Annotated in this window: 25 protein-coding genes; 12 read left to right on the top strand and 13 right to left on the bottom strand. The window is 72.6% G+C overall.

The window, feature by feature from the left end; all coding sequences use genetic code 11:
• The first annotated feature begins 41 nt into the window (after positions 1 to 41).
• The 3 genes from panB to ACZ7L0_RS08595 all read left to right on the top strand — a co-directional run bounded on the left by panB (position 42) and on the right by ACZ7L0_RS08595 (position 3,006).
• On the top strand, positions 42 to 908 hold the full coding sequence (gene panB / locus ACZ7L0_RS08605; protein WP_471241686.1) for a 3-methyl-2-oxobutanoate hydroxymethyltransferase: 867 nt from the start codon (positions 42 to 44) through the stop codon (positions 906 to 908).
• 254 nt (positions 909 to 1,162) lie between these two features.
• Positions 1,163 to 2,188 carry an ATP-binding cassette domain-containing protein gene (locus tag ACZ7L0_RS08600; protein WP_471241685.1) on the top strand — a complete coding sequence of 342 codons (1,026 nt, stop codon included), beginning with the start codon at positions 1,163 to 1,165 and terminating at the stop codon, positions 2,186 to 2,188.
• Positions 2,185 to 3,006, top strand: a complete 822-nt coding sequence (locus ACZ7L0_RS08595) for an ABC transporter permease (RefSeq protein WP_471241684.1) — start codon at positions 2,185 to 2,187, stop codon at positions 3,004 to 3,006. Before ACZ7L0_RS08600 ends, ACZ7L0_RS08595 begins: the two co-directional genes overlap by 4 nt.
• A gap of 110 nt (positions 3,007 to 3,116) precedes the next feature.
• Here the strand turns inward: ACZ7L0_RS08595 and ACZ7L0_RS08590 are convergent, their stop codons facing one another.
• On the bottom strand, positions 3,117 to 6,389 hold the full coding sequence (locus ACZ7L0_RS08590; RefSeq protein ID WP_471241683.1) for an AfsR/SARP family transcriptional regulator: 3,273 nt from the start codon (positions 6,387 to 6,389) through the stop codon (positions 3,117 to 3,119).
• Between the two features lie 14 nt (positions 6,390 to 6,403).
• On the bottom strand, positions 6,404 to 6,841 hold the full coding sequence (locus tag ACZ7L0_RS08585) for a DUF6578 domain-containing protein (RefSeq protein ID WP_471241682.1): 438 nt from the start codon (positions 6,839 to 6,841) through the stop codon (positions 6,404 to 6,406).
• Between the two features lie 107 nt (positions 6,842 to 6,948).
• Here ACZ7L0_RS08585 and ACZ7L0_RS08580 point away from each other — a divergent pair, with 107 nt between their 5' ends.
• The gene (locus ACZ7L0_RS08580) at positions 6,949 to 7,719 is read left to right on the top strand and encodes a site-2 protease family protein (RefSeq protein WP_471241681.1); all 771 of its coding nucleotides are present in this window, start codon (positions 6,949 to 6,951) and stop codon (positions 7,717 to 7,719) included.
• On the opposite strand, the gene ACZ7L0_RS08575 is transcribed toward ACZ7L0_RS08580, so the two are convergent.
• From ACZ7L0_RS08575 to ACZ7L0_RS08565, 3 genes are read right to left on the bottom strand one after another with little or no spacing between them, the layout of a single operon-like run.
• Positions 7,701 to 7,880: a hypothetical protein gene (locus tag ACZ7L0_RS08575; protein WP_471241680.1), complete on the bottom strand. Its 180-nt coding sequence runs from the start codon at positions 7,878 to 7,880 to the stop codon at positions 7,701 to 7,703. The two genes, ACZ7L0_RS08580 and ACZ7L0_RS08575, sit on opposite strands and share 19 nt — an antisense overlap.
• Before the next feature lie 54 nt (positions 7,881 to 7,934).
• On the bottom strand, positions 7,935 to 8,639 hold the full coding sequence (gene npdG / locus ACZ7L0_RS08570; RefSeq protein ID WP_471241679.1) for an NADPH-dependent F420 reductase: 705 nt from the start codon (positions 8,637 to 8,639) through the stop codon (positions 7,935 to 7,937).
• 37 nt (positions 8,640 to 8,676) lie between these two features.
• On the bottom strand, positions 8,677 to 9,750 hold the full coding sequence (locus tag ACZ7L0_RS08565; protein ID WP_471241678.1) for a sialidase family protein: 1,074 nt from the start codon (positions 9,748 to 9,750) through the stop codon (positions 8,677 to 8,679).
• Between the two features lie 115 nt (positions 9,751 to 9,865).
• On the opposite strand from ACZ7L0_RS08565, the gene ACZ7L0_RS08560 reads away from it, so the two are divergent.
• Positions 9,866 to 10,462: a hypothetical protein gene (locus ACZ7L0_RS08560; RefSeq protein WP_471241677.1), complete on the top strand. Its 597-nt coding sequence runs from the start codon at positions 9,866 to 9,868 to the stop codon at positions 10,460 to 10,462.
• A 55-nt stretch (positions 10,463 to 10,517) separates the two neighbouring features.
• Positions 10,518 to 11,831, top strand: coding sequence for an MFS transporter (locus ACZ7L0_RS08555; protein WP_471241676.1), 1,314 nt, complete (start codon positions 10,518 to 10,520; stop codon positions 11,829 to 11,831).
• A gap of 39 nt (positions 11,832 to 11,870) precedes the next feature.
• On the opposite strand, the gene ACZ7L0_RS08550 is transcribed toward ACZ7L0_RS08555, so the two are convergent.
• On the bottom strand, positions 11,871 to 12,104 hold the full coding sequence (locus tag ACZ7L0_RS08550) for a hypothetical protein (RefSeq protein WP_471241675.1): 234 nt from the start codon (positions 12,102 to 12,104) through the stop codon (positions 11,871 to 11,873).
• Between the two features lie 58 nt (positions 12,105 to 12,162).
• On the opposite strand from ACZ7L0_RS08550, the gene map reads away from it, so the two are divergent.
• Positions 12,163 to 13,020, top strand: a complete 858-nt coding sequence (gene map / locus ACZ7L0_RS08545) for a type I methionyl aminopeptidase (RefSeq protein WP_471241674.1) — start codon at positions 12,163 to 12,165, stop codon at positions 13,018 to 13,020.
• A 26-nt stretch (positions 13,021 to 13,046) separates the two neighbouring features.
• On the opposite strand, the gene ACZ7L0_RS08540 is transcribed toward map, so the two are convergent.
• Entirely contained in the window at positions 13,047 to 13,703 is a 657-nt protein-coding gene (locus ACZ7L0_RS08540) for a PhzF family phenazine biosynthesis protein (protein ID WP_471241673.1), read from the bottom strand.
• Positions 13,696 to 14,565 (bottom strand): hypothetical protein, encoded by an 870-nt coding sequence (locus tag ACZ7L0_RS08535; protein WP_471241672.1) that lies wholly within the window; start codon positions 14,563 to 14,565, stop codon positions 13,696 to 13,698. Before ACZ7L0_RS08535 ends, ACZ7L0_RS08540 begins: the two co-directional genes overlap by 8 nt.
• A 194-nt stretch (positions 14,566 to 14,759) precedes the next feature.
• Between ACZ7L0_RS08535 and efeO the strand changes: the two genes are divergently transcribed.
• The 4 genes from efeO to ACZ7L0_RS08515 are packed head-to-tail and all read left to right on the top strand — an operon-like array spanning position 14,760 to position 18,994.
• The gene (gene efeO, locus ACZ7L0_RS08530) at positions 14,760 to 15,893 is read left to right on the top strand and encodes an iron uptake system protein EfeO (protein WP_471241671.1); all 1,134 of its coding nucleotides are present in this window, start codon (positions 14,760 to 14,762) and stop codon (positions 15,891 to 15,893) included.
• 13 nt (positions 15,894 to 15,906) lie between these two features.
• On the top strand, positions 15,907 to 17,166 hold the full coding sequence (gene efeB / locus ACZ7L0_RS08525) for an iron uptake transporter deferrochelatase/peroxidase subunit (RefSeq protein WP_471241670.1): 1,260 nt from the start codon (positions 15,907 to 15,909) through the stop codon (positions 17,164 to 17,166).
• A 3-nt stretch (positions 17,167 to 17,169) separates the two neighbouring features.
• Positions 17,170 to 18,042, top strand: coding sequence for an iron uptake transporter permease EfeU (gene efeU, locus ACZ7L0_RS08520; RefSeq protein WP_471241669.1), 873 nt, complete (start codon positions 17,170 to 17,172; stop codon positions 18,040 to 18,042).
• Complete coding sequence (locus tag ACZ7L0_RS08515) at positions 18,002 to 18,994, top strand: SCO2278 family lipoprotein (RefSeq protein ID WP_471241668.1); 993 nt, start codon at positions 18,002 to 18,004, stop codon at positions 18,992 to 18,994. Before efeU ends, ACZ7L0_RS08515 begins: the two co-directional genes overlap by 41 nt.
• Positions 18,995 to 19,010: 16 nt before the next feature.
• Here the strand turns inward: ACZ7L0_RS08515 and ACZ7L0_RS08510 are convergent, their stop codons facing one another.
• Both ACZ7L0_RS08510 and ACZ7L0_RS08505 read right to left on the bottom strand, forming a co-directional pair.
• Complete coding sequence (locus ACZ7L0_RS08510; RefSeq protein WP_471241667.1) at positions 19,011 to 19,745, bottom strand: bifunctional DNA primase/polymerase; 735 nt, start codon at positions 19,743 to 19,745, stop codon at positions 19,011 to 19,013.
• Between the two features lie 94 nt (positions 19,746 to 19,839).
• Positions 19,840 to 20,466 (bottom strand): TetR/AcrR family transcriptional regulator, encoded by a 627-nt coding sequence (locus ACZ7L0_RS08505; RefSeq protein WP_471241666.1) that lies wholly within the window; start codon positions 20,464 to 20,466, stop codon positions 19,840 to 19,842.
• Between the two features lie 124 nt (positions 20,467 to 20,590).
• On the opposite strand from ACZ7L0_RS08505, the gene ACZ7L0_RS08500 reads away from it, so the two are divergent.
• A complete protein-coding gene (locus ACZ7L0_RS08500; RefSeq protein WP_471241665.1) occupies positions 20,591 to 20,785 on the top strand; it encodes a DUF6243 family protein in 195 nt (64 codons plus the stop codon).
• A 29-nt stretch (positions 20,786 to 20,814) separates the two neighbouring features.
• Here ACZ7L0_RS08500 and ACZ7L0_RS08495 read toward each other — a convergent pair whose 3' ends face one another.
• Genes ACZ7L0_RS08495 through ACZ7L0_RS08485 form a run of 3 tightly spaced genes read right to left on the bottom strand, consistent with a single transcriptional unit; the run spans position 20,815 to position 24,257 of the window.
• Positions 20,815 to 21,816 (bottom strand): small ribosomal subunit Rsm22 family protein, encoded by a 1,002-nt coding sequence (locus ACZ7L0_RS08495; RefSeq protein ID WP_471241664.1) that lies wholly within the window; start codon positions 21,814 to 21,816, stop codon positions 20,815 to 20,817.
• 12 nt (positions 21,817 to 21,828) lie between these two features.
• A complete protein-coding gene (locus ACZ7L0_RS08490; protein WP_471241663.1) occupies positions 21,829 to 23,004 on the bottom strand; it encodes a serine hydrolase domain-containing protein in 1,176 nt (391 codons plus the stop codon).
• On the bottom strand, positions 22,956 to 24,257 hold the full coding sequence (locus ACZ7L0_RS08485) for a multidrug effflux MFS transporter (protein ID WP_471241662.1): 1,302 nt from the start codon (positions 24,255 to 24,257) through the stop codon (positions 22,956 to 22,958). Before ACZ7L0_RS08485 ends, ACZ7L0_RS08490 begins: the two co-directional genes overlap by 49 nt.
• Between the last annotated feature and the right edge of the window lie 65 nt (positions 24,258 to 24,322).

Raw genomic sequence — 24,322 nt, 5'->3', positions numbered from 1 at the left:
CGCCGTCAGGGCGCCTCGAGATGACTGAAGGAGCCGTTGCAATGACGCAGCTTTCGGCTGCCCAGACGAAGCCCTCCGACGGCAGCAAGGCGCTGTACGGGGGCAAGGGCACCCGCCGCATCACCGTCCGCGACATCACTCTCGCCAAGGAACGCGGCGAGAAGTGGCCCATGCTCACCGCCTACGACGCGATGACCGCGTCCGTCTTCGACGAGGCCGGCATCCCGGTCATCCTGGTCGGCGACTCGGCGGGCAACTGCCATCTGGGGTACGAGTCGACCGTGCCCGTCACCCTCGACGAGATGACCATGCTGTCGGCGGCCGTCGTACGGGGTACGAACCGCTCCCTGATCGTCGGCGACCTGCCCTTCGGTTCCTACCAGGAGGGCCCGGTGCAGGCGCTGCGCTCGGCGACCCGGCTGGTGAAGGAGGCGGGCGTCGGTGCCGTGAAGCTGGAGGGCGGCGAGCGTTCGCACGAGCAGATCCGGCTGCTGGTGGAGTCCGGCATCCCGGTCATGGCCCACATCGGCCTGACCCCGCAGTCCGTCAACGCCATGGGCTACCGCGTGCAGGGACGCGGCGAGGAGGCGGCCCAGCAGCTGCTGCGCGACGCCAAGGCCGTGCAGGACGCGGGGGCGTTCGCGGTGGTGCTGGAGCTCGTGCCCGCGGAGCTCGCCGCCGAGGTGACCCGCGTGCTGCACATCCCGACCGTCGGCATCGGCGCGGGCCCGGAGACGGACGCGCAGGTGCTGGTGTGGACCGACATGCTCGGGCTGACCTCCGGTCGCGTGCCGAAGTTCGTGAAGAAGTACGCCGACCTGCGTGAGGTCATGGGCGACGCGGCCAAGGCCTTCGCCGAGGACGTCGTCGGCGGAACGTTCCCGCTGGAGGAGCACTCCGTGCACTAGACCACTGCCGCACCACCACGGACGGCCCTGCTGATCTTCCCCCAGTCAGCAGGGCCGTCCCCTTTTTTGCGCCTAAACCGGCGCCGCTCTCGCGGAGGTGGTCGCTCGCCGTCGTGGTTCCTCGATTGATGGTTGCGGTGCTCGTCGGGAGATCTTCGATGGTGTCGGCACGCTGTCGCGGCTGTCGGTGGGCTGTCGACGGCTGTCGGTGGGCTGTAGGTGGTTTGTCGGTGGGGCCTGACACCGTCATCGGCATGACGCGAATCGACAACAACCCCACCGGCGCGGGCCACGCCGTCACCGTGCGGGGGCTGGTCAAGCACTACGGCGAGACCAAGGCACTGGACGGGGTGGACCTGGACGTGCGGGAGGGCTCCGTGATGGGGGTGCTCGGGCCGAACGGGGCCGGGAAGACCACCCTCGTACGGATCCTGTCCACCCTGCTGACCCCCGACGCCGGACAGGCGACCGTCGCCGGCTACGACGTCGTACGGCAGCCCCGGCAGCTGCGCCGGGTGATCGGGCTCACCGGGCAGTACGCCTCGGTGGACGAGAAGCTCCCGGGCTGGGAGAACCTGTACCTGATCGGACGGCTGCTCGACCTGCCCCGCAAGGAGGCCCGCACCCGGGCCGACGAGCTGCTGGAGCGGTTCTCGCTGACGGAGGCCTCGCGGAGGCCCGCGGGGACGTACTCCGGCGGTATGCGGCGGCGGCTCGACCTGGCCGCGTCGATGATCGGACGGCCCGCCGTGCTCTACCTCGACGAACCGACCACCGGACTGGACCCGCGCACCCGCAACGAGGTGTGGGACGAGGTCAAGGCCATGGTCGGGGAGGGGGTCACGGTCCTGCTCACCACGCAGTACATGGAGGAGGCCGAGCAGCTGGCCTCGGAGCTGACCGTGGTGGACCGCGGCAAGGTCATCGCCCAGGGCGGTATCGAGGAGCTGAAGTCCAAGGTCGGCGGGCGCACCCTGCGCGTGCGCCCGGTCGACCCGCTGGAGCTGCGCCCGCTCGCCCACATGCTCGACGAGCTCGGCATCACGGGACTGGCCGCGACCACCGTGGACACCGACAGCGGCACCCTGCTGGTGCCGATCCTCAGCGACGAGCAGCTGACCGCCGTGGTCGGCGCGGTCACCGCGCGCGGCATCACGATCACCTCCATCAGCACCGAACTGCCCAGCCTGGACGAGGTGTTCCTGTCCCTCACCGGCCACCGCGCCAGTGCCCCGCAGGACACCACGCCCACCGACGCCCGCCAGGAGGTCGCCGTATGAGCGCCGCCACCCTCACGACGGCCGCCCACAAGGCCGACACCCCCATCTCGCCCCGCGCGCACCTGCGCCACACCGGTGCGCTCATCCGCCGCAACCTGCTGTGGATCCGGCAGGACCCGGAGTCGATGTTCGACGCCATCCTGTTCCCGGTGATCTTCACACTGCTGTTCGTGTACGTCTTCGGCGGCTCGATCGGCCAGTCCATGGGCGGCGGCCAGGACCAGTACGTCCAGTACGTCGTGCCCGGTCTGATGGCCATGATGGGCATGAACATGGCCCAGGGGGTGGGCACCGGCTTCAACCAGGACTTCAACTCCGGTGTCATGGACCGCTTCCGGTCCCTGCCGATCGGGCGCGGCTCCGTCCTCTTCGCCAAGATCGCGGTGGAGCTGATGCGGATGCTGCTCGCGACCGCGGTGCTGATGGTGGTCGCCGTCCTCGTCGGCTACGACATCCACCGCTGGACCGGCATGCTCGCCTCCGTGGGGCTGTCCGCGATGTTCGGCTCGGCCCTGATGTGGGTGTTCCTGACCCTCGGCGTGACGATGAAGAGCGCGCAGTCCGTGCAGGCCATGGGCTTCCTGGTGCTGATGCCGCTGCAGTTCGGCTCGTCGATCTTCGCGCCGACCGCCTCGATGCCGGGCTGGCTGCAGCACTTCACCGACTACAACCCGCTCTCCGCGCTGGCCGACACCGCGCGCGGCCTGATGGAGGGCGGCCCGGTCGCGCACGACCTGTGGGTGACGGTCATCTGGTCCGTGGGCCTCACCGCGCTGATGGCGCCGGTCGCGATCCACAAGTTCCGCACCAAGAACTGACCATACGGGCGCCTCACACCAGGGCGGTGACCTCCACGAGGGAGAGGTTGCCGCCCTCCGCCATGCGACGCCACGACGGCACCTCGACGCGCACGGCCCCTACGCGCCCCTCACACCAGGGCGGTGACCTCCGCGAGGGAGAGGTTGGCGCCCTCGGCGTAGGTGGTGGCGTATGCCTCGTCGGTGAGTACGGTCCGGATGGCTGCCTCGGTACGGGCGCGGACCTCGCGCTCGATGGTCGCGGCGACATGGGCGGAGGGCAGCAGCGCGTCGGCGGCGGCCAGGCAGCGGGCGGCGTCGTGGGCGCGGGCGCCGCCGTCGACCTCGGCGAGGGCCGTCGCGGCGATGGTCAGGTACAGGGGCTGCAGATGCGGGGCGATGGTCTGGGACAGCGGGTCGGTGGCACGGCCCAGCGCCTGCCGGATCTTGTCCAGGGCGTCCTCGGGGCGGCCGTCGACGGCGTCCACCCAGGCCTCCTGGCCGAGGATGAAGGCGTCGAAGACGACGAAGTGCGAGATCCCGAATTCCTGGCGGAGCAGGCGGAGCTGCTCACGGGCCTCCGGGACGCGGCCGGTCAGCGAGAGCCAGCCGGAGAGGAAGAGACGGGCCATGGGCATCGCCTCGTTGGTGCTGCCGTCCTGGCGGGCGATGATCTCGCGCAGCATGCGCTCGCCGTGCTCCGACTCGCCCGTCTCCAGGAGCACGGCGGCCAGCCGGACGCCGAGCACCGCCGCCTGGGCGGGGGCGCCGAGGCGCTCGGCGTGCTCGATGGCCGCCCGGAAGTCGGCGGCGGCCGACTCGTACGCGCCTTTGCGCTCGTGGGACTCGCCGCGCGCGGAAAGCGCCTCGGCGGCGCCCCACACATCGCCGAGGCGCTGGAATATCTCCAGTGCCTCGTCGGCGTCGCGGGTGGCGTCCCCCGCCCACTCGCTGCGGTTGGCGAGGATGTTGGCGCGCATCTGCAGGGTGGAGGCCAGTTCCCACTCGAAGCCCGGTGTCTGCCGGGAGGTCCGCACGCAGGCGTCGATGATGGTGCGCAGTTCCTCCATGCCCCCGGTCAGCAGCACGGCGAAGAACCACAGCATGCCCGGGGGACGGCAGGTCTGCGGCATGCCGGGTTCGTACACCTGGGCGATCACGCGCAGGTTCGTCTGGGCCTCAAGGGTCTGCCAGGCGTCCAGCTCGGTGTCCATGCAGGCGAGATGGGCCAGGTGCACACCGCGCCGGGCCTCGTCGAGCAGTTCGCCGGTGTACGGGGGCGGGACGTCCGTGCAGCGCTGCCACACCGGTGCGGCACGGCGGACGGGCTCGGCGAACGGGTCGGGGCCGAGCGCCATGACCTCGCGGCACAGATTGCGGGCCTCGATGCGCAGGTCGCGCATCTGCCAGTACCAGACCAGCGAGAGGACCAGGCAGAGCGCCTCCTGCTCCTCCTGCCCGGCGACGGCGCGGCGCAGGGCGGTGCGCAGGTTCTCGTACTCCAGCTGCAACCGTCCGATGGCGGCGCGCTGTTCGGGGCCGCGCAGCAACGGGTCGGTGGTGCGGGCCAGTTCGCGGAAGTAGGTCAGGTGGGCGCGCTCGGCCTCCCCTCGCCGGCCGGTCTCGTCGAGCCGTTCGCCCGCGTACTCGGCGACGGTCTCCAGGAGCCGGTAGCGCATCCCGCCGTCGGATGCCGGGGCGGCGACAACGAGGGACTTGTCGACCAGGGAGCCCAGCGCGTCGAAGGCGTCCGGTCCGCACACGGCCTCGGCGGCGGCCAGGTCGCAGCCGCCGGCGAAGACCGACAGGCAGCGCAGCACCTCGCGTTCGTCCTCGGCGAGCAGGTCCCAGGACCAGTCGACGACGGCCCGCAGGGTCTGCTGGCGGGGCAGCACGGTGCGGCTGCCGGAGGTGAGCAGCCGGAAGCGGTCGTCGAGCCGGTCGACGATCTGGCGGGGCGTCAGCATCCGCAGCCGGGCGGCGGCGAGTTCGATGGCGAGGGGCAGGCCGTCGAGGCGGCGGCAGATCTCGGCGCACGCCTCCGGATCGTCCTCGACGCGGAAACCGGGCCGCGCGGCGGCCCCCCGGTCGGCGAGCAGCCGCAGTGCGACCGGCTCGGGCAGCGGCTCCACGGGCCGCAGCAGTTCGCCCGGCACGCCGAGCGGTTCCCGGCTGGTGGCCAGGACCGTCACCTCCGGGCAGCGCGCCAGCAGCCGCTCCGCCAGGCGGGCCGCCTCCTCCACCACGTGCTCGCAGTTGTCCAGGACGAGCAGCATCCGGCGCCGGGCGCAGTGCTCGACGAGCCGCTCGACGGGGTCGTCGTACCGGTCGGCGACGGCCCGCATGCTCTCGGCGCCGGCGCCGTGCAGCACGGTCTCGCGGGCGCCGATCGCGGTGAGCACGGCCTCCGGTACGGCTTCGGGGTCGGTCACGGGCGCCAGTTCGGCCAGCCACACCCCGTCCCGGGTCGCGTCCCGTACCGCTTGGGCGGCCTCCTGCGACAGCCGGGTCTTCCCGGCCCCGCCGGGCCCGAGCAGCGTGACCAGCCGGGCCGCGGCGAGGTCCCCGCGGATGGCCTCGATGTCGGTCTCCCGGCCGACGAAGGAGGTGAGACGGGCGGGCAGGTTGCCCGGGACCGGCAACGCCCCGGGCGCGCGCACCTGGGCAGGCCCCGGCTGAGGGCTGAGCAACTCAGCGTGCAGCGCGCGCAGTTCGGGCCCCGGATCGGAGCCGAGCCGGTCGGCCAGCAGCTGTCGTACGTCCTCGTAGGCGGCCAGGGCCTCGGCCGTGCGGCCCGCGTCGCGCAGGGCGCGCAGGCGCAGGGCCTGGAGGGGTTCGTCCAGGGGGTGGGTGTCGCACAGGGCGGTCAACTCGGGCAGTGCCCGGTCCACGTCGCCGAGGGCGAGGGCTGCGGTGTGCCGGGCGCGCAGGGCGTCGAGGTGGCGGGTGGCGCAGCGGGCGGCCTCGGCGGTGCGGTCGGGCAGGTCGGCGAGGGCGGGGCCGCGCCACAGCGCGAGGGCGTCGTCGAGGAGCGTGGCCGCCTTGGCCGGGTCGCCGTCGGCCAGGGCGCGCAGCCCTTCACCGGTCAGGCGTTCGAAGCGGTGCAGGTCGATGTCGTCGGGCGCGGCGGCGAGCCGGTAGCCGCCCTCCGCCGAGCCGACGGCGTCCGCTCCGAGCGCCCGCCGCAGCCGTCCGACCAGTGCCTGCACCGCGCCGGTCGCGTCGGCCGGCGGGTCCGCGTCCCACACCTCGTCGACCAGCACACTCACCGGCACGGTCCGCCCGGGTCTGAGCGCGAGCACGGTCAACAGCGCGCGCAGCCGTGCTCCGCCCACGGAAACGGACGTACCGTCGGGGCGGAGTGCCTGGGTGGTGCCGAGGATGCGATAGCGCACGGGCTTCATTGTCCCTGGTGAACCTACCGCCGGTCACGGGGTTCCGACGGCGGGGCGCCGGGGACGTCGAGGGCGACGAGGACGCCGTCCGTGTGGCGACGGTGCCGGGGGCCGGGACCGCCGGTGGGTCCGGTACGGTCGAACCACTTGGGGCAGCTGTCGACGGGCTCGAGCGACCGCCGCCCGAGGACCGGTACGTAACTCTTCGAGGCCGGGGCGGTCTCCGCGTACACCTGGTGGACGAGGTGGATGGCGCGGACCCGGCCCGTGGTCGCGGGCCACCGGCCGCCGTGGTGCTCGACCCGCAGCAGCCCGGCGTACTCCTTCTCGTCCCAGTCCCATGTCCGCATGTCCCCGGGTTCCAGGGGAATCATTCGCCAGGTCACCTCGTCCCCCACGGAGAACGGGGTACCGCAGCACTCCATCTGCCAGCCCTCGTACAGCACGCGCCTCACGACCATCCCCCCACCCTCCTAGGAACCGGCACCCGACCGCGAGCGTTTTCCCCAGTGCCCGGTACCGCAGCCCCAGCCCCAGCCCCAGCCCTCAGCCTCCAGGAGTCCGCCGCATGACCACCGCCACCACCCGCCACAGCGACCGGCGGATCAGTCCCGTGTTCGTCGGGATCCTGGCCGTCACGGCGGTCACCGGATGGGCCACCTGGACGGGGTTCGCCGACCAGCCGGGCGTCGCCGTGTTCCTGTTCGTGACGGCCGCCTGGATCGTCTCCCTGTGCCTGCACGAGTACGCGCACGCGCGCACCGCCCTGCACAGCGGGGACATATCGGTCGGCGAGAAGGGCTATCTGACGCTGAACCCGCTGAAGTACACGCACGCCCTGCTCAGCGTCGTGCTGCCGGTGGTGTTCGTGATGATGGGCGGGATCGGGCTCCCGGGCGGCGCGGTGTTCATCGAGCGCGGCCGGATCCGGGGGCGCTGGCGGCACAGTCTGATCTCGGCGGCCGGCCCGCTGACGAACGTGCTGTTCGCGGTGGTGTGCACGGCCCCGTTCTGGCTGGACGCGCTGGACGGGGTGCCCGCCGACTTCCGGTTCGCGCTGGCCTTCCTCGCGCTGCTCCAGGTGTCGGCCGCGATCCTGAACTTCCTGCCGGTCCCCGGCCTGGACGGCTACGGCGTCATCGAGCCCTGGCTGTCGTACAACGTCAAGCGGCAGGTGGAGCCGTTCGCCCCGTTCGGCCTGCTGTTCGTGTTCGCGCTGCTGTGGCTGCCGGCGGTCAACCAGGTGTTCTTCGACCTGGTCGACGCGGCCCTGCGGGGGCTGGGGGTCGGTGAGTACGACGCCTCCTACGGCTGGAGCCTCTACCGCTTCTGGGCGTAGCCGGCCCGGCCCCGCCGCAGGTAGTACCAGGTCATGTTGGACGACAGACCGGCGAGCAGCACCCATACGACGCCCAGCCAGCTGCCCTGGACGAAGGAGACGACGGCCGCGGCCACGGCGAGGACGCAGACGGCGAGGGTGCAGAGGGCGAGGCGGGGCATTTCGGTCGGCTCCTGTCGGGGGACACTGCTACGGCACCAGTGTCCCCCATCGGCTCATACGTCCGTGACCCGCAGCCCCGCGTGCGCCTTGTACCGGCGGTTGACGGAGATCAGGTTCGCGACCAGTGACTCCACCTGGTGAGCGTTGCGCAGCCGCCCCGCGAAGATCCCGCGCATGCCGGGGATGCGTCCGGCCAGCGCCTGGACGATCTCCACGTCGGCCCGCTCCTCGCCGAGGACCATCACATCGGTGTCGATCTCCGCGATCTCCGGGTCCTGCAGCAGCACCGCCGAGAGGTGGTGGAAGGCGGCGGTCACCCGGGAGTCCGGCAGCAGCGCGGCGGCCTGCTCGGCGGCGCTGCCCTCCTCCGGCTTCAGGGCGTAGGCGCCCTTCTTGTCGAAGCCGAGCGGGTTGACGCAGTCCACGACGAGCTTGCCCGCCAGCTCCTCGCGCAGCGACTCCAGGGTCTTGCCGTGCCCCTCCCAGGGCACCGCGACGATCACGATGTCGCTGCGCCGCGCGGTCTCGGCGTTGTCGGCGCCCTCGACGCCGTGCCCGAGCTCCTCGGCGGCGGCCCGCGCGCGGTCGGCGGCCCGCGAGCCGATGATCACCTTCTGGCCGGCCCTGGCGAGCCGGTAGGCGAGGCCCTTGCCCTGCGGCCCGGTGCCGCCGAGCACGCCGACGACCAGCCCGGAGACGTCGGGCAGGTCCCAGGGGTCCTTGGCGGGGGCCTTCTGTGCGCTGTCGGTAGAGGTCATGGGCCGACTCTACGTCCGCCGCCGCTGCCCGACCGGTTCAGGTGAGCCGCGTCACGGGCACCCTGCGCAGGACGATCCGCTGGTAGGCGCCGAAGTCACCGGTCTCGTAGAGCAGTCCGACCGTGCGGGCGTCGATCCGTACCAGGTCGGAGTAGGCGGCGGGCAGGCCGTCGACGGTGAACACGGGCCGCCAGGTCTTGCCGCCGTCGGTGGAGGCGCGGACGGTCATCAGGGCCCGGCCGCCGGGGAAGGCGGGGCCGGAGAAGAGCAGCACGTCCGGGTCGCGGAGTTGCAGGACGCTGCCCTGGCAGACGGGGCCCTCCAGTCCGGCCTGCGGGCGGAAGCGGGTGTGCAGGGTCCGCCCGCCGTCCTCGGAGTGGGCGTCGGCGCGGTTGCCCGGCGACGGGGAGTCGTTGCGGGTGTTGAAGTAGACGCGGCCGTCGGGGAGTTCGGCGGCGGTGGTCTCGTTGACGTTGACGTAGCCGTCGGTGTTCTCGTCGACGTAGCCGAGGTACCAGCTCTCGCCCCGGTCGTCACTGAGCAGACAGTGACCGCTGTTGTACTTCGCCTCCGTGCCGGTGTCGGTGCCGGTGGGCGGCAGGGTGTGGTTGCCGGGGACGACGACGCGGCCGGTGCTCAGCTGGATCGCGTGGCCGGGGGTGGTGGCGTACCAGCGCCAGCCCGCCCGCTTCACCCACCGGGTGATCTCGCGCGGGGCGGACCAGGTGGCGCCCTCGTCGTCGCTGTGCTGCACCCACACCCTGCGGCCTTCGGCGTCCTTGACCTTGCCGCGCAGGAGGGCGTCCTCGGAGGCGGTGGCGGCCGAGCGGACGTGGACCAGCAGGATCCGGCCGGTGTCGAGGACGACGGGGGCCGGGTTGCCCGCCAGGTCGCCGCCGTTGTCGGCGACGGTCTGGAGCGGCCCCCAGGTGCGCCCGCCGTCGGCGGACCGCTTCAGCACGATCCGGATGTGCCCGTGGTCCCGCGCGGAGTCGACCCGGCCCTCGCAGAAGGCCAGCAGCCGGCCCGACCCGGTGGCCACCACCGCCGGGATCCGGTAACTGGCGTGACCCTCGCGGCCCGCGCGGAAGGGGACGGTGGCTTCGGTCATCGGGCGGCTCCTCGGACGGACGGGGACCTCCAGTGACCGGACACTGTCCCTGAGTTGGGCTAATTCGGAGTGAACTCCGCATCACGAGTGACCGGTTGCGGCAGTATGCGGCCGTATGGACGCCGTACGGGTCGCGCTGCTGCGCGAAGTGCTCGCCGGGACCGAGTGGCTGGAGGCCACCCGGCGGTTCGCGGGCGTGCTGCGCGGGTCGGTGGTGACGCACGGCGGGGGCCTGCTGCTGGTGGGCACCGAGGAGTACGAGCCCTGGCACCTGGCGGCCCATCTGGTGGACGAGGCCGCCTGGTCGGGCACGCCCGAGCTGGCCCCCACCCTGGTACGGCACGACGCGCGCCCCTCGGATCCGGCCCACCTGGCCGTCGGGCCCGGCCGGATCGAGGCGGCGCGACGGGGCGAGACACTGCTGGTCGTGGCTCCCGGGGAGCCCGCGCCGCTGCTGGAGCGGGTGCACGGTGCCCGGCGGGCCGGGGTGACCGTGCTGGCGCTGTGCTCCGGCGGGGGCGAGCTGGAGGCGATGGCACACGAGACGCTGGCCGTGCCGGACGGGGCCGAACTGGACCTGGACAGCGTCCAGCACCTCGTCAGCGCGGCGGCCGGGGAGAACGGAGGCTCCCCGCGGGCTCGGCGAGGATTCCGGGACCGCCTCTCCCGCCTGGCGGAGGCGCTGACGGCACCACCGCCCGCCCCGTGGTGAGGCCCGACGAAAAGCGGTTGCCGCGCCCCTTCCCCCCGCCCGACCATGAGCCTTCGTGACCGACTCCCCCGACACCCCCCCGACGGGCCTGCGCGCCCTGCTCCCGGATCTCGCGCCCTGGCGGGCCTCCGCCGACTTCCGCAAGCTGTGGATCTCGGGGCTGATCAGCAACTTCGGCAGCTTTCTCACGTTCGTGGCGCTGCCGGTGCAGCTGAAGGAGCTCACCGGGTCGGCGGCGGCGGTCGGGGCGATCGGTGCGGTCGAGCTGGTGCCGCTGGTGGTGTTCGGGCTGTACGGGGGCGCGCTCGCGGACGCGCTGGACAAGCGGAAGCTGATCCTGTGGACCGAGGCCGGGCAGGGGCTGCTGAGCGCCGTGCTGCTGGTCGACGCGCTGCTGCCGCGGCCCGCCGTCTGGCCGCTGTACGTCGTCGCGGCCCTCTCCTCCTCGCTGGTCTCCGTGCAGCGGCCCGCCCTCGACTCGCTGTGGCCCCGGATCGTCGCCCACGACGCCATGCCGGCCGCCGCCTCGCTCAACTCGCTGCGCTGGACGGTCGGCGGTGTCGCGGGGCCGGCCGTGGCGGGCGTGGTCGTGGCGTACGCGGGGCTCGGCTGGGCCTACGCGGCCGACCTCGCGACCTTCGTGGTTTCGCTGGCGTACGTCGTGCGCATCGCCCCCTCCCCCGCCTCCCACGAGGCCGCCAAGCCGTCCCTGCGGGCCGTCCTGGAGGGCGCCCGGTACGCCTGGAGCCGCAAGGAGCTCCTCGGCACGTACATCGTGGACATCGCGGCGATGTTCCTGGCCATGCCGCTGGCCGTCCTGCCCTTCCTCGCCGACGAGCTGCACGCCGAGTGGTCGCTGGGTCTGATGTACGCCTCCGTCCCGGCGGGCGCCCTGCTGGTGAGCCTGACCAGCGGCTGGACCTCCCGGATTAACCGGCACGGGCTGATGGTGGCGCTGTCGGCCGCGCTGTGGGGCCTCGCGGTGGCCGCCGCCGGTGCCTCGGGGAACGTCTGGCTGGTGCTGCTGTTCCTCACCCTGGGCGGCGGCTTCGACATGGTCAGCGGGATCTTCCGGGCCGCCATGTGGAACCAGACGATTCCGGACGAGCTGCGCGGGCGGCTCGCCGGAATCGAACTACTGTCGTACTCGGTCGGGCCGCAGCTCGGCCAGGTCCGGGCGGGCGGCCTCGCCGCATGGGCGGGCGTCCGGGCCTCCGTCTGGTCCGGCGGCCTCGCCTGCGCCGGCGCGGTGGGACTGCTCGCCCTGTGCCTGCCGGGCCTGATGACCTACGACGCCCGCACCAACGAACACGCGGTCCGCATGCGGCGACGGCGCACGACCGAAACCCCCGCCCCGGCGGAAACCTGACCGCCACCACTCCCACCCACCGGGGCGTCGCGCGGCCGGTCAGTCCTCCTCAGCGGTGCCGCTCGCCGGGGCGTCGTGCCAGCGGGGGTCGTTCTCCCACTGGAGGTTGCGCTCGCGGGCCGTCGCCATCGCGTGTTCGGCCTCCGCGCGGGTGGCGTACGGGCCGAAGCGGTCCTTGGCGGGGCACTCGGGGCCCTCCTCGACCTTCTTGTGCTCCAGGCAGTAGTACCACTCTCCGGGCTTCCCGGCCGTGCGCTTCTTGAACAGGGCCATGACCAGCTCCTCTCGCCACCGACATGTTCCCCCACACCCGCTGGTTAGACTCGCTGGCATGTCTGGCCAGTCGCTGCTCGTACCAGGGGAGCTGTCCCCCACCCGTCCGGTCCCCGGAAACATCCGCCGCCCCGAGTACGTCGGCAAGCCCGCGCCGAAGCCGTACACCGGGCCCGAGGTGCAGACGCCCGAGACCGTGGAGGCGATGCGGATCGCCGGCCGCATCGCCGCGCGGGCCATGGAGGAGGCCGCGAAGCTCATCGCGCCGGGCGTGACCACGGACCAGCTGGACAAGGTCGCCCACGCGTACATGTGCGACCACGGCGCCTACCCGTCCACGCTCGGCTACCGCGGCTTCCCCAAGTCCCTGTGCACCAGTGTCAACGAGGTCATCTGCCACGGCATCCCGGACTCGACCGTCCTCAGGGACGGCGACATCGTCAACCTGGACGTGACGGCGTACATCGGCGGGGTGCACGGCGACAACAACGCGACGTACCTCGTGGGTGACGTGGACGAGGAGTCGCGGCTGCTGGTGGAGCGGACCCGGGAGTCCCTCGACCGCGCGATCAAGGCGGTCAGGCCCGGCCGTCAGATCAACATCATCGGCCGGGTCATCGAGTCGTACGCCAAGCGCTTCGGATACGGCGTGGTCCGGGACTTCACCGGCCACGGCATCAACTCGTCGTTCCACTCCGGCCTGATCATCCCGCACTACGACAGCCCGCACGCCACGACGGTCATGCAGCCGGGGATGACCTTCACCATCGAGCCGATGCTGACGCTGGGCACGCACGAGTACGACATGTGGGACGACGGCTGGACCGTGGTGACCAAGGACCGCAAGCGGACGGCCCAGTTCGAGCACACGCTGGTGGTGACCGAGACCGGGGCGGAGATCCTGACGCTGCCGTAGCTCCGCCCGCTCCGCCCCAGGCCGGCCTAACGCTCGGGCTGGCGTTCCAGATACACGCGTCCGCCGACCTCCACCCAGCCGTGCGGCTGGGGGGCCGTCAGGAGCTGGGAGCCCGCGCCCTGGGTGATGTTCAGGGCGCGGCCCAGCCGGTCGGTGAGCAGCAGGGCCGCCGCGCCGGTCGCCTCGTCCTCCTCGATGCCGTCGTCGCGGCCGGGGAAGGCGCGGGCGCGGATCCGGCCGGCGGCCTCGTCCTCCCAGGCCCAGGCGTAGATCCATTCGCCGGGCGGGGGCACGGGCAGCGCGTCGACCTCGGCGGCGGTGGCGTACTGGCGCAGGGTGCGCGGCGGCGCCCACTCCGGGCGGGCCTCGATCCAGCTGAACTCGCCGTCCAGGCGGGCGCCGACGACTCCGGCCGGGGTGACCAGTTCGGGCACGTCCAGCAGCCAGGCCGCGCCGACGCAGGGGTGACCGGCGAAGGGCAGGCGCAGGGTGGGCGTGTAGATGTCGATGATCCCGCGCTCCGGGTCGTCCACGAACACGGTCTCGCTGAAGCCGAGCTTCGCCGCGAACGCCTGCCGTTCGCTCCGCTCGGGCATCACCGAGCCGTTGCGGACGACGCCGAGCTCGTTGCCGTATCCGCCGTTGGCCGCGCAGAACACGCGCAGCACGTCGTAGTCAGTCACCCGGGAATTGAAACATCACCCGGTCGGCGAGGCCGTCCCAGGCGGGGGCGCCGCCGGGGAGCGGCCAGGAGCGCGTACGGGCGCTCTCGTACGGCAGGCCGGCGAGCGCGTCGTCGAGCCCCTGGACCACGCGGCGCCGTTGCCGCTCCGTGCCGGACCGCTCCAGCAGCCGGGCCGTCAGCCTCTCGTGCTCCGCGATCCAGCTCTCCGCCTCGCGCCGCCAGTCCTCCTCGTCCCGGACCCGGGTCAGCACCACACACGCCGGGTCCGCCCCCTCGGCCAGCGCCGCGACCGCCCGGTCGTGGCCGTCCAGCAGCAGCCAGCCGGCCAGCGGTGTGACCCACCACAGGAGGACGGGCGCCAGGGTGCCGTCGCGCGCGTGCTTCCGGTGGGCCTTCACCCGGGGGGCGTCCGGCGGCGAGAGCGGTCGCAGTGGTACGACGCCCTCCCAGCCGCCCGCACACCAGTCGAGGTAGCACTCCGGCCACGCGCGCATGAGGTCGCCGCTCCACACGTAGGGCGGGAAGACCTGCCGTTCGGCCAGCAGCCAACGCGCGTCGTGCAGCGGGCCGTCCGGCGATTCCTCCAGCAGGCGGGCGTACTGGTGGACCCAGTCGACGTCCGAGCGCATCAGGGCCGAGCGAACGGGCGGCAGGGGGGAGCGGTACCCGTCGAGGTGGCGGAGGAAGACGCCCTCGTTCGGGCCGTCCACCCGCCCCAGGAGTACGGGCCGCCCGCTCTGCCGCAGGAGCATCCGGCCTCCGTCCGCCGCCTCGAAGCGCAACGGCGGCGGCCCGCACCGCTCGCGTACGTCCAGGACCAGTGGCCCGTGCGTGGAATCCTCCCTGCGCGCCCTCCTCATGCGGACAGTCTCCCGGACGCCGGATCCCTTGACCTCTCCTTGACCTTCCCTTGGTGTCGACTTTGAGCCGTCGAGATCAAGCCGTGTCTGTGATCTTTCCGTGGGAGCTGAATCACGGACCGGGTGGGTATGACTGAGGTAAGCCTCAGGTAAGTTAGGCCAGCCTCACCACACCGTCCCCGCTTGGAGCATGCATGCGAGCCGTCCGACTCACCGTCACCGCCGCCGCGACCGCGGCTGCTCTGACCGCCCTCACGGCCTGCACGGCGAAGAGCGACGCCAAGGGCGACGACGCCATACAGGTCACCGCCGCCGACTCCAAGTGCGAGACCTCCACCAAGTCGGTTCCGGCCGGCCAGGTCACGCTGAAGATCGAGAACAAGGGCTCCAAGGCCACCGAGGTCGAGATCGTGTTCCCGGACGGCCGGATCGTCTCCGAGAAGGAGAACGTCGGCCCCGGCACCAAGTACACGCTGACCGCCGAGGTGAAGGCCGGCTCGTACGAGATCGCCTGCCGCCCGGGCATGAAGGGCCACGGCGTGCGGCAGAAGCTGACCGTCACCGGCGGCTCGACCGCCAAGCGCAACCCGCGGCTGGACAAGGCGGTCGCCGCCTACCGCCAGTACTCGCAGGACCAGGCCGACGCGACGCTGCCGCTCGTCGAGACCTTCGTGAAGGCGGTCAAGGACGGCGACGTCGAGGCCGCCAAGAAGGCCTACGCCCCCTCCCGTCTCGGCTGGGAGCGCACCGAGCCGGTCGCCGAGTCCTTCGGTGACATCGACCCGAAGGTCGACATCCGCGAGGACGGCCTGGAGGGCGGCCAGAAGTGGACCGGCTGGCACCGGCTGGAGAAGGCCCTCTGGAAGGACAAGAAGATCGGCGCCGAGGAGAAGACCCTCGCCGACCAGCTGGTGACCGACCTGAAGGACTGGCAGAAGCGGGTCGGCAAGGCCGAGATCAGCCCGTCGTCCATGGGCAACGGCGCCAAGGAGCTGCTCGACGAGGTCGCCACCGGCAAGGTCACCGGCGAGGAGGAGCGCTACTCGCACACCGACCTGGTCGACTTCAAGGCCAACGTCGAGGGCGCGCAGAAGTCGTACGAGCTGCTCAAGCCGGTCGCGCAGAAGAACGCCCCGGCGCTCACCAAGGAGCTGGACAAGCAGTTCGCCGCGCTCGACACGCTGCTCGACAAGTACCGGTCGGACAAGACCTCGTACGACTTCGTCTCGTACGACAAGGTCGGCGCCGACGACCGCAAGGAGCTGTCCGACGCGGTGAACGCGCTCGCCGAGCCGCTGTCCAAGCTCGCCGCGGCGGTCGTGAAGTAGGGGGCGGGAGACCATGACGGAGACACAAGGAAGCAGCCCTTCCCGCCGCGCCCTGATCGGCTGGGGCGGTGCCGGACTCGCACTGGGGGCCGCCGCGGCCGGCGGCGCGGTGGCGATGGCCAGGACCGGCGACGACGTGGAGCCGGCGGCGGCCGAGGCGGGCGCGGCGGTGGAGTTCCACGGCTCGCACCAGGCGGGCATCGCCACGCCGGTGCAGGACCGGCTGCACTTCGCCGCGTTCGACGTGAAGACCGACGACCGCGCCGAGTTCGTGCAGATGCTGAAGGACTGGACGGCCGCCGCGCGCCGGATGACGGCCGGGAAGGCGGTGGGTGAGGGCGCGTACGGCGGGCTCGCCGAGGCGCCGCCGGACGACACCGGTGAGGCGCTGGGGCTGAAGCCCTCGCGGCTGACGCTCACCATCGGCTTCGGGCCGTCGTTCTTCGAGAAGTTCGGCCTGCGGGACAAGCGGCCGGCGGCGCTGGTCGACCTGCCCGCGTTCCCGGGCGACAACCTCGACAAGTCCCGCACCGGCGGCGACCTGTGCATCCAGGCCTGCGCGGACGACCCGCAGGTCGCCGTGCACGCGATCCGCAACCTGGCCAGGATCGGCTTCGGCAAGGTCGCCATCCGCTGGTCGCAGCTCGGCTTCGGCAAGACCTCCTCGACCACCCCGGACGCCCAGACCCCGCGCAACCTCATGGGGTTCAAGGACGGCACCCGCAACATCGCGGGGACGGAGACCGACCGGCTGAAGAAGTTCGTGTGGGTCGGGGACGACGACGTCGACGGGAAGTCGGCCTGGATGACCGGGGGGTCGTACCTCGTCGCCCGGCGGATCCGGATGAACATCGAGACCTGGGACCGGACCTCGCTGCAGGAGCAGGAGGACGTCTTCGGCCGCGACAAGGGCGAGGGTGCCCCGGTCGGCAAGGCGAAGGAGCACGACAAGCCGTTCCTGAAGGCGATGAAGCCGGACGCGCATGTGCGACTGGCGCACCCCGACTCCAACCACGGGATCACCATCCTGCGCCGGGGCTACTCCTTCACCGACGGCACCGACGGCCTCGGTCGCCTGGACGCGGGCCTGTTCTTCCTGGCCTACCAGCGTGACGTGCGCAAGGGGTTCATCCCGCTCCAGCGCAACCTGGCGGCGAAGGACGCGCTCAACGAGTACATCCAGCACGTGGGTTCGGCGGTCTTCGCGGCCCCGCCCGGCGTCCGTGACAAGGACGACTGGTGGGGCCGGGCGCTGTTCTCCGAGGAGGCGTAGCCCGTGTTCTCCAACTACCTGATCGGTCTTCGCGAGGGCCTGGAAGCCAGCCTCGTCGTCTGCATCCTGATCGCCTACCTGGTCAAGACCGGCCGCCGGGACGCCCTGAAGCCGATCTGGACCGGCATCGGCATCGCGGTGGCCATCGCGATGGGCTTCGGCTGTGTCCTCGAATACGGCTCCCAGGAGCTGACGTTCAAGGCGCAGGAGGCGCTCGGCGGTTCGCTGTCGATCCTCGCGGTGGGCCTGGTGACCTGGATGGTCTTCTGGATGCGGCGCACCGCCCGGCATCTGCGGTCGGAGCTGCACGGCAAGCTGGACGCGGCCCTGTCGATGGGCACGGGCGCGCTGGTGGCGACGGCGTTCCTGGCCGTGGGCCGTGAGGGGCTGGAGACCGCCCTGTTCGTGTGGGCCTCGGTGCACGCGGCGTCCGACGGCACCCCGCGCCCGCTGGTCGGCGTGGCGCTGGGACTGGCGACGGCGGTCGTGCTGGGCTGGCTGTTCTACCGGGGCGCCCTGAAGATCAACCTCGCCAAGTTCTTCACCTGGACCGGCGGCATGCTGGTCGTGGTGGCGGCGGGCGTGCTGGCGTACGGCTTCCATGACCTGCAGGAGGCCGACATCGTCCCGGGTCTGTCGAACCTGGCCTTCGACATCAGCGACACGATCCCGCCGGACAGCTGGTACGGCACTCTGCTGAAGGGCGTCCTGAACTTCCAGCCCGACCCGACCGTGATCCAGGTCACGGTGTGGCTGCTGTACCTGGTCCCGACGCTCGCGTTGTTCCTCTCCCCGGTAGGGTTCGCCTCCGGGAAGGGGAAGGTGAACGTACCTGATGACCAGGGATCGCAGCCCTCGCAGGCTCCGCAGCCGTGACCGGAACGCACTCATAGCCGCCTCGCTGACCGCTCTGTCGCTGACGGCGAGCGGCTGCATGGTGGTGCACGGGGAGCGCGAGGTGCTCCCCGCCACGACCCGCGCCGAGGCCGCGAAGGCGCTGAAGCAGTTCACGGACGCCTACAACAACGCCGACAAGGCGTACGACAGTTCCCTGGACGCGGACCATGTCACCGGCGCGTTCGCCGACATCGACGGGGCCCGGCTGAAGGCCGGGCACGTGAACAGCCCGAGCGGCAACGCGGGGCACTCGCCGCTGAAGCTGTCGGACGCGAAGTACACCATCGTCAAGAAGGCGGGCTGGCCGCGCTGGTTCGTGGTGGACGCCGCCGCCAACAAGGGCGGTACCGCGCGCTGGCTGTTCGTCTTCACCCGGGACGGCCTGAGCGAACCGTGGCAGGCGGCTTACGTGACGCTGGTGGCCCCGGACAGCGTGCCGGAGTTCAGGAAGGACAAGGACGGCTGGGGCGAGGCCGTCCCCGTGAACTCCGCCGGACTGGCGGTCGGGCCACGGCAGTTGAGCAAGGCGTACGCGACCTATCTGAAGAGCGGCGGGACGGCGTTCGCGGACGGCACGCACACCAGCGGGTGGCGTACGGACCGCACGAAGGGAGCCAAGAAGCCGGGCTTGGTCACGCAGTACATCGACGAACCGCTGACCTCCGGCGACTACGCTCCGCTGGCCCTGCGCACCGCGGACGGCGGGGCGCTGGTGTTCTTCACCACCCACCACTACGAGAAGCGGACCGCCGCCGCGGGCACCTCGGTCCCCACCCCGGGCGAGGACGTCCAGGCCCTGACCAAGGGCGAGGTCAAGCAGTCACTGACGCTGGAGTTCATCTCCAACGAGGTGGCCCTGGACCCGAAGGCGGGCGGCAAGGTGTCGGTGCTGGGCCGGATCCAGGGGCTGACGGCGGCGCAGGGCGAGTAGCGTCCCGGGCTCCGGGTCAGCGGTGCAGGGGCCAGGCGCCCGCCGGGTGGCCGGGTTCCTCTCCGGCGTGGCGGGCGCAGGCGTCGGTGAGGGTCTCCAGCAGGCTCAGCGGGTCGGGCAGCGGGTGTTCGGGGCCGCGTACCCAGCGCACCGCCCGGTCGTCGCCGGGCAGCCGGGCCGGCGGGACGAGCACGTACGAGCCCCGGCAGTGCCAGCGCAGGCCCGGATGCTCGTCCATGGTCTCGGGGTGGCAGTCCAGTTCACAGGGCCACCACTCGTCCTCGTCCTCGGGCGTGCCCCGGGTGAGGGTGAAGAACAGCAGACGGCCGTCGTCGCTCTCGGCGACCGGGCCGACCTCGACGCCGGAGCCGAGCAGCCGCTCCAGCGCCGCCCGTCCGGCCTCCAGGGGCACGTCGAGGACGTCGTGCACCATGCCGGTGGCGGTGACGAAGTTGGCCTGCGGCTGGTGCCGGGCCCAGCGCTCGATCTGGGCGCGGTCGGTGGTCGACTGGGTCTGCCAGGCGAAGGACACCGGGTGCCGGGCCGGGGTGGGACAGCCGACGCGGTCGCAGGAGCAGCGGTAGCCGGGCGCGGGGTGCGCGGCGGGCGCGAGCGGCAGTCCCGCCCCCGCGGCGGCCAGCAGCAGGTCCTCACGGCCGCCGTCGCCGGCGGTCTCCTTCGGGCGGCGTCCGCGCAGCCACTGGGAGAGCCTGCCCTGCCGGCCCGACCGGCCGTCGAACGTCCCGCTCATCTATCCCCTCGCCTCGCTGTTGTGCGGACAGCATGCCCTATCGTCCCACCTTCCCGTACTCCGGGGGGCATCCGGGGCAAGGCCGACCATGCGGTCAGCGCGGGGCGAGACCGTACAGCGCGTAGTCGACGAGGGTGTCGGTATAGCCGTGGGAGAGCGGCCCGGTGCGCTGCAACCAGCGCTGGGCGAGCGGTGAGACGAACAGTTCGAGGGCGATCCGCGGGTCGATCCCGGCTCGTACGTGCCCCGCGTCCTGCGCGGAACGCAACCGGTCGACGTACAACTGGAGCTGGGGTTCGAGGAGTTTGCCGACGAACTCGCGGCCGAGCTGCTCGTTGACCACACCCTCGGCGGCCAGGGCCCGGGCGGGGGCGTCGAATCGGGGGTCGAGCAGTTCGTCGACCGTGGCCCGCAGCACCGCCTTGAGGTCGGCGGCGAGGTCACCGGTGTCCGGGAGGGCGTACGTCTCCTGCCCGGCCTGCCGGGCCGCCTGTTCGCTCAGGTCCAGGAAGGCCTCCAGCAGGACGTCCGCCTTGGAGGGCCACCAGCGGTAGATGGTCTGCTTGCCGACCCCGGCCCGGGCGGCGATGCCCTCCACGGTGGTCTTCGGGTACCCGACCTCCGCGACGAGGGTGAGGGCGGCGGCGTAGATCGCGCGGCGGGACCTCTCGCTGCGGCGGGCGGCGTCGGGGGCGGGCTTGGGGGGCTTGTCGGCGGCCATGGGGCCGAATTTATCAGGTTGACAAGACGGACCGTCTCGCTGGACAGTGGAGCCCGTGAGCGAGACGAACCGTCTCGTCGCGTCATATCGGCGTATTCGTCGTACGCAGGGAAGGGAGAACCCCATGACCCGAGGTGGAGCCGGAAACATGCTGGGCGTCGGCGGAGCGCGGCGGAACCTCGGCCGCAAGGCGCTGCGCGGCGGCGGCCACGGCGGCCGGACGGGCACCGGGCTCGACCGCCAGGCCCAGAAGCGGGAGCTGCTGCGCAGGCTCCAGGAGAAACAGCAGGAGGGACGTACGACCGACGGGGCGTCGTGACGGGACCTGACGGGTCGTCGTGACGGGACCTACAGAGGCCCCTGCTCCTCGGCCGGCGGCCACGCGTCGCCCCAGTCCGCGTCGCGGGCCGCCTTGTACAGGTCGCCGTGGCGTTTGGTCACCGTGGTCCGGCGCAGTCGCTCATCGGTCTCGCACAGGTCCAGGAGCACCTGGCCCTTGCGGATCTGCGGGCGCCGGACCACGCGGGCGGGCGCCGGGGAGGCGGGGAGGCGGGTGGCGGCGACGTAGCTGAACTTCTCGTCCTCGTACGCCAGGGAGCCGCCCTTGACCTGGCGGTGCAGGGAGGAGCGGCTGACCCGCGCCGAGAAGTGGCACCAGTCGGTGCCGGGGGCGATGGGGCAGGCGGCGCTGTGCGGGCAGGGCGCGGCGACCCGGAAGCCGGCCCCGATGAGGCGGTCGCGGGCCTCGATGACGCGGGCGTACCCGGCGGGGGTGCCGGCCTCGACGATCACGACGGCCCGGGCGGCGTGCGCGGCGGCGTCGACGAGCGAGGCGCGGTCGGCCTCGGAGAGCTCGTTGAGGACGTAGGAGACGGTGACCAGGTCGACGGGGTCGAGGGTGAGGGCCGCGCCGATCCGGGCGCGCTGCCAGCGGGCGTCCCGCAGCGCCGGGTGGGCGGCGGCGAGCTCCTTGCCGAGCGCCAGCGCGGGCTCGGCCCAGTCCAGCACGGTGACCGGCCGGGTCCCCTCCCAGGTGGCGCTGACCGCCCAGGTCGCCGCGCCGGTCCCGCCGCCGACGTCGGCATGGCTGCCCGGCACCCATCCGGTCACGGCGTCCGCGAACGCCGCCAGCGCCGACCGCACCGCCTCGAAGGTGGCGGGCATCCGGTACGCGGCGTAAGCGGCGACGTCCGCGCGGTCCCGCAGGATCGGCGCGTGGGTCGGGGTCTCGCCCCGGTAGTTGGCGATCAGCCGTTCCACGGCCCCGGCGGCCTGCCTGGGCGGGAGTCCGTCGAGCAGACCGGAAAGGGCGGCGCGGAGTCTGTCGGCCGGGGCTACGGGGTCGTTCACCCCGCGATTCTCTCAGGTGCCCCGGACCGCCCGGGCCACCCTGGTCGCCGCCGCCGCCCTGGGCCCGCTGTCCGGCGGCCGTCGCCGGGGGTGGACGGTGTTGGCCAGCAGCACCAGGAACGTGTCCGTCACCGGGTCCAGCACCAGGGACGTCCCCGTGAAGCCCGTATGGCCCGCCGCTCCCCCGCCCGCGAGCTCGCCCATGAACCACGGCTGGTCGACGGCGAAGCCGAGGCCGGGCGGGGTCAGCAGGAGTTCCACGAAGTCGGGGCCGAGAATGCGGGCGGGGCCGTACGCGCCGCCCGCGAGGAGGGTGCGGCAGAACACCGCGAGGTCCTGGGCCGTGCCGAACAGACCGGCGTGGCCGGCCACCCCGCCCAGCGCCCAGGCGTTCTCGTCGTGGACCACGCCCCGCAGCATCCCCCGGTCCGCCTTGGCCCACGGCCGCCGCTGGTCCTCGGTGGCCGCCGCGCCCCGGCACGGCCCGAAGCAGGTCGCGGTCATCCCCAGCGGCCGGGTGATGCCCTCGTGGACGAGGACGTCGAGCGGGCGGCCGGTGATCCGCTCCAGCACGAACTGGAGCAGCAGCATGTTCAGGTCCGAGTAGAGGTACGCGCCGGGCTCCCCGGCCGGCGCCTCGGCCCGCAGCAGCGCCAGCCGTTCGGTGTCGTCGGCGCAGTCGTACAGCGGCAGCTCGGGGCGCAGCCCGGAGGTGTGGGTGAGCAACTGCCGTACGGTGATGCCGTGCCCGGCGGCGGCGTGGAACTCGGGCAGGTAGGCGCCGACCCTGGCGTCGATGCCGAGGGTGCCGCGCTCGATCTGCTGCACGGCGGCGACCGAGGTGAACAACTTGGTGAGGGAGGCCAGGTCGAAGGGGGTGTCGAGGGTCATCGGCACCCGGGCGGCGGGCGGCAGTTCGACGCCCGCGTCGGTCTGCGGGTCGTAGGAGGCGTACCGCACCGCCCAGCCCGCCGCCTCCCGCACGGCGATCACCGGCCCGCGTCCGGCCAGCACGACGACGCCGGCCGCCCAGGGGCGTTCCCCGGTGGTGAGGTCGCGGACCTCACGGACCAGGTGGCCGAGTTCCGTGGCGTCGAGCCCGGCCCGTTCCGGGCTGTCGACACGCAGTCTCGGTGCGCTCAGCTCCCCGCTCCCTCCCGTTCCGTACGAGCGTTCCAGGGACGGCACATTCCCACGAAGCAGGCCAGCGCTACCAGTGCGCCCGCCAACTGGACGACGGCCATGGGGACGGCGGTGTGCTCCCCGGCGACGCCGACGAGCGGCGAGGCGACCGCCGCGACCAGGAAGGAGGAGGTGCCGAACAGCGCGGAGGCGGAGCCGGCGGCGTGCCGGGTGCGCAGCAGCGCGAGGGACTGGGCGTTGGGCAGGGTGAAGCCCATCGCGGACATCAGGACGAAGAGGGCGGCGGCGACGGGGGCCAGCCCGGCGTGCCCGAAGGCGCCCGTGGTCATCAGCAGCAGCGCGGTCGCGGCGAGGACGACGACGGCCAGGCCGGCGGCCAGCACCTTGTCCAGGCTCACCCGGCCGGCCAGCACCTTGCCGTTGACCTGCCCGGCGACGACCAGACCGATGGAGTTGAGGCCGAACAGCAGGCTGAAGTTCTGCGGGGAGGCGCCGTAGATCTCCTGGAGGACGAACGGCGAGGCGGACACATAGGCGAACAGCGCGGCGAAGGCGAAGCCGCCCGCGAGCATGTAGCCGGTGAAGGGCGGGTCGGCGAGGAGCCCGCGCATGGTGCGCAGTGCCTCCCGCACGCCTCCGCCGTGCCGTTCGGCGGGCGGCAGGGTCTCGGGCAGCCGGAGCCAGACGGCCGAGGCCAGCACGGCCCCGACGACCGTCAGCACCACGAACACGCCCCGCCAGTCCGTCACCCGCAGGATCTGCCCGCCGATCAGCGGCGCGACGATGGGCGCGGTCCCCGACACCAGCATGAGGGTGGAGAAGAAGCGGGCCACGGCCACGCCGTCGTAGAGGTCGCGGACGACCGCCCGCGCGATGACGATCCCGGCCGCGCCCGCGAGGCCCTGCGCCAGCCGGAAGGCCACCAGGGACTCGACGGTGGGCGCCACGGCGCACAGGAAGGTCGCCACGATGTAGACGGCGAGGCCGGCGAGCAGCGGGCGTCTGCGGCCCCACCTGTCGCTCATCGGACCGACCACCAGCTGCCCGAACGCCATCCCGGCCAGGCAGGCGGTGAGGGTGAGCTGGACGGTGGCGGCGGGGGCGTGCAGGGAGCCGGTGACCTCCGGCAGGGACGGGAGGTACATGTCCATCGCCAGCGGGGGCGTGGCGGTGAGGCCGCCGAGGAGGAGGACGAGGAGCAGGCCGGTGCGGCGCGCGGCGGGGTCGGGGGGAGACGGCTCCCGCGGTGCGGACCCCTGCTCCAGGCCGGGTGTCGACGGCGCCGCGTGCTCGGACATGTGCCCCTCCCTCTCCGAGTGAACCGCCACCTATGCTCTCAGCTCGTACAGAGTGCCGGGGATCA

It is taken from the genome of Streptomyces sp. NPDC039424 (genome assembly GCF_055639495.1).
The sequence above is the reverse complement of the archived record's forward strand: the minus strand, read 5'-3'. Positions and strand labels throughout refer to the sequence as shown.

What these genes read in the sequence shown, in the direction of transcription:
- panB (WP_471241686.1), top strand. Translation starts at nt 42, where the DNA reads ATGACGCAGCTTTCGGCTGCCCAGACGAAGCCCTCCGACGGCAGCAAG.
- ACZ7L0_RS08600 (WP_471241685.1), top strand. Translation starts at nt 1,163, where the DNA reads ATGACGCGAATCGACAACAACCCCACCGGCGCGGGCCACGCCGTCACC.
- ACZ7L0_RS08595 (WP_471241684.1), top strand. Translation starts at nt 2,185, where the DNA reads ATGAGCGCCGCCACCCTCACGACGGCCGCCCACAAGGCCGACACCCCC.
- ACZ7L0_RS08590 (WP_471241683.1), bottom strand. Translation starts at nt 6,389, where the DNA reads ATGAAGCCCGTGCGCTATCGCATCCTCGGCACCACCCAGGCACTCCGC.
- ACZ7L0_RS08585 (WP_471241682.1), bottom strand. Translation starts at nt 6,841, where the DNA reads ATGGTCGTGAGGCGCGTGCTGTACGAGGGCTGGCAGATGGAGTGCTGC.
- ACZ7L0_RS08580 (WP_471241681.1), top strand. Translation starts at nt 6,949, where the DNA reads ATGACCACCGCCACCACCCGCCACAGCGACCGGCGGATCAGTCCCGTG.
- ACZ7L0_RS08575 (WP_471241680.1), bottom strand. Translation starts at nt 7,880, where the DNA reads ATGCCCCGCCTCGCCCTCTGCACCCTCGCCGTCTGCGTCCTCGCCGTG.
- npdG (WP_471241679.1), bottom strand. Translation starts at nt 8,639, where the DNA reads ATGACCTCTACCGACAGCGCACAGAAGGCCCCCGCCAAGGACCCCTGG.
- ACZ7L0_RS08565 (WP_471241678.1), bottom strand. Translation starts at nt 9,750, where the DNA reads ATGACCGAAGCCACCGTCCCCTTCCGCGCGGGCCGCGAGGGTCACGCC.
- ACZ7L0_RS08560 (WP_471241677.1), top strand. Translation starts at nt 9,866, where the DNA reads ATGGACGCCGTACGGGTCGCGCTGCTGCGCGAAGTGCTCGCCGGGACC.
- ACZ7L0_RS08550 (WP_471241675.1), bottom strand. Translation starts at nt 12,104, where the DNA reads ATGGCCCTGTTCAAGAAGCGCACGGCCGGGAAGCCCGGAGAGTGGTAC.
- map (WP_471241674.1), top strand. Translation starts at nt 12,163, where the DNA reads ATGTCTGGCCAGTCGCTGCTCGTACCAGGGGAGCTGTCCCCCACCCGT.
- ACZ7L0_RS08535 (WP_471241672.1), bottom strand. Translation starts at nt 14,565, where the DNA reads ATGAGGAGGGCGCGCAGGGAGGATTCCACGCACGGGCCACTGGTCCTG.
- efeO (WP_471241671.1), top strand. Translation starts at nt 14,760, where the DNA reads ATGCGAGCCGTCCGACTCACCGTCACCGCCGCCGCGACCGCGGCTGCT.
- efeB (WP_471241670.1), top strand. Translation starts at nt 15,907, where the DNA reads ATGACGGAGACACAAGGAAGCAGCCCTTCCCGCCGCGCCCTGATCGGC.
- ACZ7L0_RS08515 (WP_471241668.1), top strand. Translation starts at nt 18,002, where the DNA reads ATGACCAGGGATCGCAGCCCTCGCAGGCTCCGCAGCCGTGACCGGAAC.
- ACZ7L0_RS08510 (WP_471241667.1), bottom strand. Translation starts at nt 19,745, where the DNA reads ATGAGCGGGACGTTCGACGGCCGGTCGGGCCGGCAGGGCAGGCTCTCC.
- ACZ7L0_RS08505 (WP_471241666.1), bottom strand. Translation starts at nt 20,466, where the DNA reads ATGGCCGCCGACAAGCCCCCCAAGCCCGCCCCCGACGCCGCCCGCCGC.
- ACZ7L0_RS08500 (WP_471241665.1), top strand. Translation starts at nt 20,591, where the DNA reads ATGACCCGAGGTGGAGCCGGAAACATGCTGGGCGTCGGCGGAGCGCGG.
- ACZ7L0_RS08485 (WP_471241662.1), bottom strand. Translation starts at nt 24,257, where the DNA reads ATGTCCGAGCACGCGGCGCCGTCGACACCCGGCCTGGAGCAGGGGTCC.